Origin of the sequence: Pseudomonas sp. NPDC087804, from assembly GCF_044742965.1 — a bacterium.
In the GTDB taxonomy this organism is placed as follows: Bacteria; Pseudomonadota; Gammaproteobacteria; order Pseudomonadales; family Pseudomonadaceae; genus Aquipseudomonas; species Aquipseudomonas rustica.
Genome location: NZ_JBIUVN010000034.1, coordinates 2802 through 13833 on the forward strand (window position 1 = coordinate 2802; position 11032 = coordinate 13833).

The following is an 11032-nucleotide window of genomic DNA, read 5'->3' on the forward strand; positions in this document are numbered from 1 at the left end:
GGCATCCAGAGCAACCTTCATTCATTACCGGGGTCAACATCCTCGCGGCAAAAGAGCACTAGAAGACGTCGGAATTTATGGGATGCGTATGTAAACCACTCATCGCTCGGAATGCAAAGCCTCTGATCGAAAACCGCTGGTCGGGGCATCACGTGGCGACTATTATGCGCGCCTTCGAAGTCAGCCTAAACAAGGCGCAAACCCATGCTAGTACTGGGATTAGAAACCTCCTGCGACGAAACCGGCGTCGCATTATATGACAGTGAGCGCGGTCTGCTGGCCGACGCGCTGTTCAGCCAGATCGACCTGCACCGCGCCTATGGCGGTGTGGTGCCGGAGCTCGCCTCGCGTGACCACGTCAAACGCATGCTGCCCTTGATTCGTCAGGTGTTGGCCGAAGCGGACTGTGTACCCACCGAGATCGACGCGATCGCCTATACCGCGGGCCCTGGCCTGGTTGGCGCGTTGCTGGTCGGCGCTTCCTGCGCTCAGGCGCTGGCGTTTGCCTGGGGCATTCCGGCGCTCGGCGTGCACCACATGGAAGGGCATTTGCTCGCACCGATGCTGGAGCCAAAACCGCCGGAATTCCCGTTCGTCGCTTTGTTGGTCTCGGGCGGTCATACGCAGCTGGTTCAGGTCGATGGCATCGGTCAATACACCTTGCTCGGCGAGACGCTCGACGACGCTGCCGGCGAAGCATTCGACAAAACCGCGAAAATGATGGGCCTGAATTATCCGGGCGGGCCGGAAATCGCCAAGTTGGCGGAGAAGGGCGTTGCAGGACGTTTTACCTTTCCGCGTCCGATGTGTGATCGCCCGGGTCTGCAATTCAGCTTCAGCGGTCTGAAAACCTCCGCGCTCAACGCCTGGCAGCAGTGCGTCAGCGCCGGGGACGACAACGAGCAAGCCCGTTGCGACATCGCGCTGGCGTTCCAGCAGGCCGTGGTGGAGACTTTGACCATCAAGTGCAAGCGCGCCCTGAAACAGGCGGGCATGAAGCGTCTGGTGATCGCTGGCGGCGTCAGCGCCAACAAGGCTTTGCGCGTTTCGCTGGAGAAAATGCTCGGCGACATGAAGGGCGATGTGTTTTATGCGCGTCCGGAGTTCTGCACCGACAACGGCGCGATGATCGCCTTTGCCGGTTGTCAGCGTTTGCAGGCAGGTCAGCAGGAAAGTCTGGCGATCAGCGTGCAGGCGCGTTGGCCGATGGAGCAGTTGTCCCGGCTTTGATGAGCGGCGCTCATGGACGGTATTTAAAAATGCCGTTCGCGCCCGGCAAACAGGTCGCGTAGATTGCCGCGGTGGCGCCAGACGATCAGCAGTGTCAGCGCGCTCATCGGCAACAGCGCCTCCGGTTCTTGCCAGGCCAGCAGTGGCAGGGTCAGCGGCGTGGCGATCAGTGCCGCCAGCGAGCTGGTGCGGGTCAGGTAGAACGTCAGCAGCCAGGCACACACGGCCAGCAGCGCGGCGGGCGGATACAGGCCCAGCAGCATGCCGGCGGCGGTGGCGACACCTTTGCCACCACGGAAGCGGAAATACAGCGGGAACAGGTGACCGATCACGGCACACACGCCGATCCACGCCTGCTCCTGCAGCGAAAGGCCGACAGCCGAGGCAATCAGCACCGGCACCAGGCCTTTGCACAGATCACCCAGCAGGGTCAGGATCGCCAGTTTGCGACCGACCAGGCGGAGCATGTTGGTGGCGCCGGCATTACCCGAGCCACTCATTCGCGGATCTGGATTTCCGGTCAGGCGGCTGAGCAAAATGGCGAAGGACAGCGAGCCGAGCAGGTAGGCGAGAGTCGCCAGTAACCAAAACATGCTAACTATTCCGGGCGAGGACGCCCTGATTCTAACGGCGCATTGCGCCCTTGTCGTGCAGCGGAGAGAAGTGCTTGGACAGAGTGTTTATCGAGGGCCTGGAAGTCGATACCGTGATCGGTGCCTACGACTGGGAGCGCGGCATCCGCCAGTGCCTGCGTCTTGATCTGAGCTTCGCCTGGGACAATCGCCCGGCCGCCGCCGGTGACGACCTGACCCTGGCGCTCGATTACGCCAGCGTTTCCACACGGATTCAGGCTTTCGCCGAGCAAGCGCAGTTTCAACTGGTCGAGACGTTCGCCGAGCGTCTGGTCGAAGTGCTGATGAGTGAATTCAACATCAATTGGGTTCGGCTGAAGCTGACCAAGCCTGGCGCGGTGCCAGCGGCCAAGGGCGGCGTGGGTGTGGAGATCGAGCGCGGATGTCGCTGACTCAGGTCTACCTCGGGCTCGGTAGCAATATCGAGCGCGAAACCCATTTGCGTGCAGGTCTCGATGCATTGGCGACATTTCTGGTGGATATCCGCTGTTCGGCGGTGTTCGAGAGCCAGCCAGTCGGGATCAAAAGCGGGCCGTTCTTCAATTTTGTGGTGTCGGCGTTTACCGATCTGCCATTGATTGAACTGGATCGTCGCTTAAAGTTTATTGAGGCGAATAACGGTCGATATGCCCCGGATCGCAAGGGCTTGCCGCTGGATATCGACGTGCTGTTGTACGGCGATCTGGCGGGCAATTTCGACGGTCTGGTGTTGCCGCGTGCGGAAATTCTGAAAAATGCTTTTGTGTTGTGGCCGTTGTCGCTGATTGCGCCGGATCGCGTGCATCCGGGTGTGGGAAAAAGCTTCGCGACGTTGTGGGCGGAGGCGCAGATTGATCAGGTGTTGGCGCCGGTCGAGTTTGAGTGGCGCGGGCAGCAGCTCACGCCTTCGGATCTTTAAAAGCAAAAGATCGCAGCCCGCGGCACCTCCTACAGAGAAACGCGTATTCCCATGTAGGAGCTGCCGAAGGCTGCGATCTTTTGATCTTGCTTCAGGCTTTCTCTTTGTAGGCCTTCAACGCTTTCAGTCGCTCACGCTTCAGCGCCTCACCCAACTCCGGCCCCTTGAATCCCTTCTCCAGCAACGGCTGAACCGCAACCTCCCGTGCAACCTTCGCTGCACCGCGCAAATAATCCGCTTGTGGATAACTTCTCTGCTCCAGCCCCTTGCGGCCCCGGGCATCCATTTCGCACGCAGCGATAAATTCTTCAAACCGCTGCGGCCGGCGATACACGTCAAAACTCTGCAACAACTCCAGCAACGTCGAAGCCTTCAGCTCCAGCGCTCGGTGCCCATGGGTGTGGTATTTGCCAACCAGCAAGGCCAGTTCCTGGCAATCCTTCGGCGCTTTAAAGCGTTCATTGACCGCTTTGATCAGCTTCAGCCCGGTGTGCTCATGGGCGATATGCCGTGGCCATTCCTCTTCCGGTGTCAGGCCTTTACCAAGATCGTGCAGCAGACAGGCCCAGCGTACGGTCAGCGGTTGTTTGTGCTGCGCTGATTGCTCCAGCACGCTGAGCGTGTGCAGCCCGGTGTCGATTTCCGGGTGATGCGCTTCCGGTTGCGGCACGCCGAACAGCGCATCCACTTCCGGCATCAAGACTTTCAGCGCGCCGCAATCACGAAGCACCTGAATGAATACCTGTGGTTGCTCTTCCATCAGCGCGCGGGAGATTTCTTTCCAACTGCGCTCAGCGGTCAGTGCCTCCAGTTCACCGGACTCACTGAGTTGACGCATCAACTCAAGCGTTTCCGGCGCAACGCTAAAACCGAGCCCGGCATAACGCGCCGCAAAGCGGGCTACACGCAGGACACGCAGGGGATCTTCGGCGAACGCCGGGGATACGTGACGCAGGATTCGCGCTTCAAGATCGCGCTGACCGTGGTATGGATCGGTCAGATTTTGCTGATCGTCTTCAGCGATGGCGTTGATGGTCAGGTCGCGACGAATCAGGTCTTCTTCAAGCGTCACTTCGGGACTGGCGTGAAAGGTGAAGCCGCCATAGCCGCGACCGCTTTTACGTTCGGTGCGGGCGAGGGCGTATTCCTCGCCGGTTTTCGGATGAAGAAACACCGGGAAATCCGCGCCGACCGGACGAAACCCCTGCGCGAGCATTTCCTCGGTCGTGGCGCCGACCACCACTCGATCGACATCTGTAACCGGCAACCCCAGTAGACGATCACGAACCGCGCCGCCAACCTTGAAAATCTGCATAAAAAACCTCCGTTAGCCCGACAGGATAACCCTTGCGCTGGACTTTCGGAGGCCAGAACCGTTTCAAAGATGAATGACGGCCAGGTCGAGCCGACCGTAATCCCCTTCGCTGTGTTCACTGCGCGGCGGCACGTGATGGGTTTTCATGATCTGGTCGCCCTGCAGCGTTTCCAGATGAATATCGAAGCCCCACAAACGGTGCAAATGTTTGAGCACCTCTTCAGTGGAATCGCCCAACGGTTTGCGGTCGTGCTGCTGATGACGCAGGGTCAGTGAGCGGTCGCCACGTCGATCGATGCTGTAAATCTGCACGTTCGGTTCACGGTTGCCGAGGTTGTATTGCGCGGCCAGGGTTTCGCGGATGATCCGGTAACCGGGCTCGTCATGGATCGCCGGCACCAGCAAATCGTCCTTCTGATCGTCATCCATGATGCTGAACAGTTTCAGATCGCGAATCACCTTCGGTGACAAATATTGCAGGATGAAGCTCTCGTCCTTGAAGCTGCTCATGGCGAATTTGATGGTCGACAGCCAGTCGCTCCCGGCGATGTCCGGAAACCAGTGGCGATCCTCTTCGGTAGGTTCTTCACACATGCGCCGGATGTCGCGGTACATGGCGAAACCCAATGCGTACGGGTTGATGCCGCTGTAGTAAGGGCTATCGAAACCTGGCTGGAACACTACGCTGGTGTGTGAGGTGAGGAACTCCATCATGAAACCGTCGGTGACCAGGCCCTCGTCGTACAGGTCGTTCATCAGCGTGTAGTGCCAGAACGTTGCCCAGCCTTCGTTCATCACCTGTGTCTGGCGCTGTGGATAAAAATACTGGGCAATCTTGCGCACGATACGCACGATCTCGCGCTGCCAAGGCTCGAGCAATGGCGCGTGTTTCTCGATGAAGTAGAGGATGTTTTCCTGCGGCTCGGCCGGGAAGCGTGCGTTGTCCTTGTCGCTGTATTTGTCCGCGCCTTTGGGAATGGTGCGCCACAGATCGTTGATCTGCTTCTGCATGTGTTCTTCGCGATCCTTTTGCCGCCGGCGTTCTTCTTCGGCGGAAATAGGGTAGGGGCGTTTGTAGCGGTCGACACCGTAATTCATCAGCGCGTGGCAGGAGTCGAGCAAGTCCTCCACCGCGTCGATGCCGTGGCGCTCTTCGCACTGCATGATGTACTGCTTGGCGAACACCAGATAATCGATGATCGAACTGGCGTCGGTCCAGGTGCGGAACAGGTAATTGCCCTTGAAGAAACTGTTGTGGCCATAGCACGCGTGCGCCACCACGAGCGCCTGCATGCAGATGGTGTTTTCTTCCATCAGGTAGGCGATGCACGGATCCGAGTTGATCACGATCTCGTACGCCAGGCCCATCTGCCCGCGGCTGTAGGATTTTTCGGTGCTGAGGAAGTGTTTGCCATAGGACCAGTGGTGATAACCCAGCGGCATGCCCACCGAGGCATAGGCGTCCATCATCTGCTCGGCGGTGATCACTTCGATCTGGTTGGGGTAGGTGTCCAGCGCATAGCCGGCCGCGATACGGGCGATTTCGCGGTCGTAGGTCTGGATCAGCTCGAACGTCCATTCAGAGCCGGTGGAAATGGGTTGGCGCTTCTGCTCTTTGGCGGTCATGTCACTAACCTGCGCTGGAAGAGTTCACGGAAGACCGGATAGATATCCCCGGCCGAGACCAGTTGCTGCTGGGCAAAAGTGTCAGAAAAGGCGTCGGCGATGCGTTCGTACTCGTACCACAAAGCCTGATGTTCGCGCGGGGTGATCTCCACGTAAGTGTAGTACTGCACAAACGGCATGATCTGATTGATCAGGATGTCGCGGCAGATCGGCGAGTCATCGTTCCAGTTGTCGCCGTCGGAAGCCTGCGCCGCGTAGATGTTCCATTCGTTGCTCGGATAACGCTCGGCCATGATCTCCTGCATCAGTTTCAACGCACTGGAAACGATGGTGCCGCCGGTTTCCCGTGAATAGAAAAACTCTTCTTCGTCGACTTCGCGCGCACTGGTGTGGTGACGGATGAACACCACGTCGATCTTGTCGTAGTTCCGCTTGAGGAACAGGTACAACAGGATGAAAAAGCGTTTGGCGATATCCTTGGTCGCCTGGGTCATGGAGCCGGACACGTCCATCAGGCAGAACATCACGGCTTTCGAGCTGGGATTTGGTTGCTTGATCAGCAGGTTGTATTTCAGGTCGAAGGTGTCGAGGAACGGTACGCGATGAATGCGCGCGCTGAGTTTCTCGATTTCTGCTTCGAGTTCCTGAATATCGCCGAAGTTATCTGGCTCTTCGCGTTTCAGCCGCTCGAGTTCTGCTTTGGCTTCGCGCAGTTTCGCCCGGCTACTGCCAGACAAAGCAATGCGCCGCGCGTGGGCCGAACGCAGGGTGCGGATGATGTTGATCCGGGACGGGTTGCCTTCGTTACTGATGCCGGCGCGCACGGTTTTGAAAGTGTCGGTGCCGCTCAGGTTGCGTTTGACCAGGTTCGGCAGTTCGAGATCTTCGAACATGAATTCGAGAAACTCTTCCTGAGTGATCTGGAAGACGAACTCGTCCATGCCTTCGCCGGAATTACCGGCCTTGCCGGGGCCGCGCCCGCCGCCACCACCCGGTGGCCTAGCGATGTGTTCGCCGGCGGTGAACTCCTTGTTACCGGGATGAACCACGGTCTGCTTGCCGCCGCGCCCGTGGTGAAGCACCGGTTCGTCGATGTCGCGACCGGGAATACTGATCTGTTCGCCATGCTCCATATCGGTGATGGAGCGCCGGCTGACTGCCTCTTCGACAGCCTTTTTGATGTGGTCACGGTAACGCCGCAGGAAACGCTGGCGGTTTACCGTGCTCTTGTTCTTGCCATTCAATCGTCGGTCGATCACATAACTCATAGGAAGCCCTCCGGGCAGCTTCAAGTTGTGAGCTTCAAGCTGCAAGTAAAAGCAGGTTCCCGGGCATCAGTGGGTTACGCGCTTTGTTCTTGCAGCTCGTAGCTAGAAGCTTGCTGCTGCTTCACTGCGACTTCCGTACCCGTAGGTACCATTCGGAAAGAAGCCGTACCTGTTTGTCGGTGTAGCCGCGTTCGACCATTCGAGTGACGAAGTCGTTGTGCTTTTGCTGATCCTCCTTGCTGGCCTTGGCGTTGAAGCTGATGACCGGCAGCAGATCCTCGGTGTTCGAGAACATTTTCTTCTCGATGACCACGCGCAGTTTTTCGTAGCTGAGCCAGGTCGGGTTCTTGCCGTTGTTGTTGGCCCGGGCGCGCAGGACGAAGTTGACGATTTCGTTGCGGAAATCCTTCGGATTGCTGATGCCGGCCGGTTTTTCGATTTTCTCCAGTTCTTCGTTCAGGGCGACCCGGTTGAGGATCTCGCCGGTTTCCGGATCGCGGTATTCCTGATCCTGAATCCAGAAGTCTGCGTACAGCACGTAGCGGTCGAAGATGTTCTGGCCGTACTCGCTGTAAGACTCGAGGTAAGCGGTCTGGATCTCCTTGCCGATGAATTCGATATAACGCGGTGCCAGGTATTCTTTCAGGTAGCGCAGATAGCGTTCGCGGGTTTCGGCCTGGAATTGTTCCTGTTCGATCTGCTGTTCCAGCACATAGAGCAGGTGCACCGGGTTGGCGGCGATTTCATGCGGATCGAAGTTGAAGACCTTGGAGAGGATCTTGAACGCAAAGCGCGTCGACAGACCGTTCATGCCCTCATCAACGCCTGCCGAGTCGCGGTATTCCTGAATCGACTTGGCTTTCGGATCGGTGTCTTTGAGGTTTTCACCGTCGTAGACGCGCATCTTCGAATAAATGTTGGAGTTTTCCGGCTCCTTGAGGCGTGACAGCACAGTGAACTGCGCGAGCATTTTCAGGGTGTCGGGCGCGCAATGCGCTTTGGCCAGAGAACTGTTGAACAGCAGTTTGTCGTAGATCTTCACTTCGTCGCTGACGCGCAGGCAATACGGCACTTTGACGATGTAGATCCGGTCGATGAAGGCTTCGTTGTTCTTGTTGTTGCGGAAGGTGTGCCACTCCGACTCGTTGGAGTGAGCGAGCAGGATCCCGGTGAACGGAATCGCGCCGAGGCCTTCGGTACTGTTGTAGTTGCCTTCCTGAGTCGCGGTCAGCAACGGGTGCAGCACCTTGATCGGTGCCTTGAACATTTCGACGAATTCCATCAGGCCTTGGTTGGCCCGGCACAGCGCACCGGAGTAGCTGTAAGCGTCGGCGTCGTTCTGTGGGTATTCCTCGAGTTTGCGGATATCGACTTTACCGACCAGCGCCGAGATGTCCTGGTTGTTCTCGTCCCCCGGTTCGGTTTTGGCTACGGCGATCTGATTGAGGATCGACGGGTACAGTTTGACCACGCGGAACTGGCTGATGTCGCCGCCGAATTCGGCCAGACGTTTGGTCGCCCAGGGCGACATGATGGTGTTCAGGTAGCGCCGTGGAATACCGAAATCTTCTTCGAGGATCGCGCCATCTTCGGTGGCGTTGAACAGACCCAAAGGCGATTCGAATACCGGCGAGCCCTTGATCGCGTAGAAGGGCACTTTCTCGATCAGCTGTTTCAGCTTCTCGGCCAGGGACGATTTACCGCCACCGACGGGGCCGAGCAGGTAAAGGATTTGTTTCTTCTCTTCCAGGCCTTGGGCGGCGTGGCGGAAATACGAAACGATCTGGTCGATGCATTCTTCCATCCCGTGGAAGTCTTCAAAGGCCGGATAGCGACGGATCACCTTGTTGGAGAAGATGCGTGACAGCCTCGAATTGGTCGAGGTGTCGAGCAGTTCCGGTTCGCCGATGGCCAGCAATAGACGCTCGGCGGCGGAAACGTAGGCGCTACGGTCTTTCTTGCACAGCTCCAGGTACTCTTGCAGCGAGAGTTCTTCCTGGCGTGTGGACTCGAAGCGTTGTTGGAAGTGGCTAAAGATACTCATGACGTCACCTCGCTCGATACGTGGAGCCGACGCCGGATCACTCAGTCGATGCTGGCAAACAACCGTTTTGGCAGCTGTTTGTTTACCCCCCAGAACACTTCCACGATCGACAATCGCGAAAGTCACTCCCGATGACCCGTGCGCCGGTGTACCGGCTCTCCCCTGTTTTGGATGGCCTGGGCTTAAGGATAGTTGGGAATTCAGGAGGTAAAGGCGAGATACGTAATTAGTTGTGGCAAGACCGTTCGTCTGCCCGCGCAGGCCCACGGCAGCCGGGGCCTGCGCGTGACAAAAAAATTATTCGGCGGTGCCTTGCGCGGTTTCCGCAGGATAAGTCGTACGCCACAACTCGAAGCCGCCGTCCATGCTGTAGACGTCGGAAAAGCCTTGGCTGATCAGGTAGGCCGCAGCGCCCTGGCTGGAATTGCCGTGGTAGCAGACGACCACGGTCGGTGCATCAAGGTCAGCGCCTTGAATGAAGGCGTGCAGGGAATGATTGTCCAGATGCTTCGAGCCGCTGATGTGCAGGGCAGCGAAAGTCGCCGGATCACGGACGTCGACGACGACGGCACCTTGCTCACGCAGGGCCTGGGCCTGTTCCGGGGGGATTCGTTTGAATTCGCTCATGGCGGGTTCCTGTTGCTCGGCTGAAAGCGCAGTTTAACGCGGTGCGTTGACTGGCGAAGTTTCGGGGATAAGTGGTGCGACGGTTGGCGCGAGACCACCGTGTTCATCGCATTTGCATGACAGGCGTTCGCCGCTGTCGACGTTCATCAGGGTCAGGCTGCCGCCCCAGACACAACCGGTGTCCAGCGCCGAGATGCCTGGCTCATGGATATTGCCTTCAAGGGCCGCCCAGTGACCAAAGATGATGCGCAGGCCTTTGGTCTTGCGCTCTTTGTGCTGGAACCACGGTTTGTAGCCGGGCGGTGCAGTATCGAGGCCTTCCTTGCTCTTGAGGTCGAGCTTGCCCTCAGCGGTGCAGAAACGCATGCGCGTGAAGTAGTTGGTGATCACGCGCAGGCGAGTCACGCCTTTGAGGTCGTTGTCCCATTTCGCCGGATCGTTGCCGTACATGCCGTCGAGGTAGGCGGGGAACAGGTTGTCGTCGCGCAGCGCTGTTTCGACTTCATCCGCGCACTTCAAGGCGCGGCGCAGTGACCATTGCGGTGGAATGCCGGCGTGAACCATGGCGACATCACGCATTTCGTCGTAGTGCATCAGCTTCTGCTGACGCACCCACTCAAGCAGTTCGGCACAGTCCGGTGCGTCGAGAATCTCGCGCAAGGTGTCGGACTTCTTCAAACGCTCGATATTTTTGGCGGCAGCCAGCAGATGCAGATCGTGATTGCCCAACACGCAGACCAGCGACTCGCGCATGCCGTACAGAAAGCGCAGGGTTTCCAGCGACTGCGGGCCTCGGTTGACCAGATCGCCGACCAGCCATAGCCGATCGAGCGTCGGGTCGAACGCGACTTGCTTGAGCAGACACTTCAGCGGTTCGAGGCAGCCTTGCAGGTCGCCGACGGCATAGGTTGCCATCAGTGCAAGGCCCCGGGCACGGCCAGGCGGAAAGGTTTGATGATGGCATCGAAATGTTTGCCGTCGTCGGCGACCATTTCATAAGTGCCTTGCATGGTGCCGACCTTGGTGGTCATCACCGTGCCGCTGCTGTAGGTGTGGCTTTGCCCGGCATTGATCAGTGGTTGCTGACCCACCACGCCGGCGCCGCGTACTTCTTCGACGTGGCCGTCACCATCGGTGATCACCCAGTGCCGCGACAGCAGTTTGGCCGGGATCGCGCCATTGTTCTGCACGGTGATGGTGTAGGCGAAGGCGAAACGGTCGTGCTCGGGTTGCGATTGGTCTGCCAGATAGCGGGTAACGACGCTGACATCGACCTGGTAACGGGAATCGGACATGCAAGGGGCCTTAACGAAGCGGAACGCGGGGCGTAGCTGATGGGGAATCAGTCTAGGCAAGTATCGGGCAGTAAACCAGAGTGGCGTCCTGCCCGAT

At 58.3% G+C, this 11032-nt stretch carries 11 protein-coding genes; 3 read left to right on the forward strand and 8 right to left on the reverse strand.

Annotated features, from left to right (window positions below; translation table 11 throughout):
* Nucleotides 1-204: 204 nt before the first annotated feature.
* The gene (gene tsaD, locus ACIOMO_RS25245) at nt 205-1230 is read left to right on the forward strand and encodes a tRNA (adenosine(37)-N6)-threonylcarbamoyltransferase complex transferase subunit TsaD (protein WP_401244187.1); all 1026 of its coding nucleotides are present in this window, start codon (nt 205-207) and stop codon (nt 1228-1230) included.
* Between the two features lie 23 nt (nt 1231-1253).
* Here the strand turns inward: tsaD and plsY are convergent, their stop codons facing one another.
* Entirely contained in the window at nt 1254-1823 is a 570-nt protein-coding gene (plsY, locus tag ACIOMO_RS25250) for a glycerol-3-phosphate 1-O-acyltransferase PlsY (RefSeq protein ID WP_053124414.1), read from the reverse strand.
* 74 nt (nt 1824-1897) lie between these two features.
* On the opposite strand from plsY, the gene folB reads away from it, so the two are divergent.
* Together folB and folK are read left to right on the forward strand one after the other, a co-directional pair.
* Nucleotides 1898-2254, forward strand: coding sequence for a dihydroneopterin aldolase (gene folB / locus ACIOMO_RS25255; protein ID WP_401244189.1), 357 nt, complete (start codon nt 1898-1900; stop codon nt 2252-2254).
* Entirely contained in the window at nt 2245-2760 is a 516-nt protein-coding gene (folK, locus tag ACIOMO_RS25260) for a 2-amino-4-hydroxy-6-hydroxymethyldihydropteridine diphosphokinase (RefSeq protein ID WP_401244191.1), read from the forward strand. Before folB ends, folK begins: the two co-directional genes overlap by 10 nt.
* A 91-nt stretch (nt 2761-2851) precedes the next feature.
* Here folK and ACIOMO_RS25265 read toward each other — a convergent pair whose 3' ends face one another.
* The 7 genes from ACIOMO_RS25265 to apaG all read right to left on the reverse strand — a co-directional run bounded on the left by ACIOMO_RS25265 (nt 2852) and on the right by apaG (nt 10935).
* Nucleotides 2852-4075 carry a multifunctional CCA addition/repair protein gene (locus tag ACIOMO_RS25265; protein WP_401244193.1) on the reverse strand — a complete coding sequence of 408 codons (1224 nt, stop codon included), beginning with the start codon at nt 4073-4075 and terminating at the stop codon, nt 2852-2854.
* A gap of 63 nt (nt 4076-4138) precedes the next feature.
* Entirely contained in the window at nt 4139-5701 is a 1563-nt protein-coding gene (locus ACIOMO_RS25270; protein WP_053124404.1) for a SpoVR family protein, read from the reverse strand.
* Complete coding sequence (locus tag ACIOMO_RS25275) at nt 5698-6969, reverse strand: YeaH/YhbH family protein (protein WP_053124403.1); 1272 nt, start codon at nt 6967-6969, stop codon at nt 5698-5700. Before ACIOMO_RS25275 ends, ACIOMO_RS25270 begins: the two co-directional genes overlap by 4 nt.
* 121 nt (nt 6970-7090) lie before the next feature.
* Nucleotides 7091-9013 carry a PrkA family serine protein kinase gene (locus ACIOMO_RS25280; RefSeq protein WP_007910115.1) on the reverse strand — a complete coding sequence of 641 codons (1923 nt, stop codon included), beginning with the start codon at nt 9011-9013 and terminating at the stop codon, nt 7091-7093.
* A 297-nt stretch (nt 9014-9310) separates the two neighbouring features.
* Nucleotides 9311-9640: a thiosulfate sulfurtransferase GlpE gene (glpE, locus tag ACIOMO_RS25285; protein ID WP_016983139.1), complete on the reverse strand. Its 330-nt coding sequence runs from the start codon at nt 9638-9640 to the stop codon at nt 9311-9313.
* Nucleotides 9641-9673: 33 nt separating this feature from the next.
* Entirely contained in the window at nt 9674-10555 is an 882-nt protein-coding gene (locus ACIOMO_RS25290) for a symmetrical bis(5'-nucleosyl)-tetraphosphatase (RefSeq protein ID WP_159814854.1), read from the reverse strand.
* Nucleotides 10555-10935 (reverse strand): Co2+/Mg2+ efflux protein ApaG, encoded by a 381-nt coding sequence (gene apaG, locus ACIOMO_RS25295; RefSeq protein ID WP_016983136.1) that lies wholly within the window; start codon nt 10933-10935, stop codon nt 10555-10557. Before apaG ends, ACIOMO_RS25290 begins: the two co-directional genes overlap by 1 nt.
* Nucleotides 10936-11032: the final 97 nt, after the last annotated feature.

Bases quoted from the DNA above. Each gene is read 5' to 3' on its own strand.
- ACIOMO_RS25265 (WP_401244193.1), bottom strand. From the start codon at position 4,075: ATGCAGATTTTCAAGGTTGGCGGCGCGGTTCGTGATCGTCTACTGGGG.
- tsaD (WP_401244187.1), top strand. From the start codon at position 205: ATGCTAGTACTGGGATTAGAAACCTCCTGCGACGAAACCGGCGTCGCA.
- apaG (WP_016983136.1), bottom strand. From the start codon at position 10,935: ATGTCCGATTCCCGTTACCAGGTCGATGTCAGCGTCGTTACCCGCTAT.
- ACIOMO_RS25275 (WP_053124403.1), bottom strand. From the start codon at position 6,969: ATGAGTTATGTGATCGACCGACGATTGAATGGCAAGAACAAGAGCACG.
- glpE (WP_016983139.1), bottom strand. From the start codon at position 9,640: ATGAGCGAATTCAAACGAATCCCCCCGGAACAGGCCCAGGCCCTGCGT.
- ACIOMO_RS25290 (WP_159814854.1), bottom strand. From the start codon at position 10,555: ATGGCAACCTATGCCGTCGGCGACCTGCAAGGCTGCCTCGAACCGCTG.
- folK (WP_401244191.1), top strand. From the start codon at position 2,245: ATGTCGCTGACTCAGGTCTACCTCGGGCTCGGTAGCAATATCGAGCGC.
- ACIOMO_RS25270 (WP_053124404.1), bottom strand. From the start codon at position 5,701: ATGACCGCCAAAGAGCAGAAGCGCCAACCCATTTCCACCGGCTCTGAA.
- ACIOMO_RS25280 (WP_007910115.1), bottom strand. From the start codon at position 9,013: ATGAGTATCTTTAGCCACTTCCAACAACGCTTCGAGTCCACACGCCAG.
- plsY (WP_053124414.1), bottom strand. From the start codon at position 1,823: ATGTTTTGGTTACTGGCGACTCTCGCCTACCTGCTCGGCTCGCTGTCC.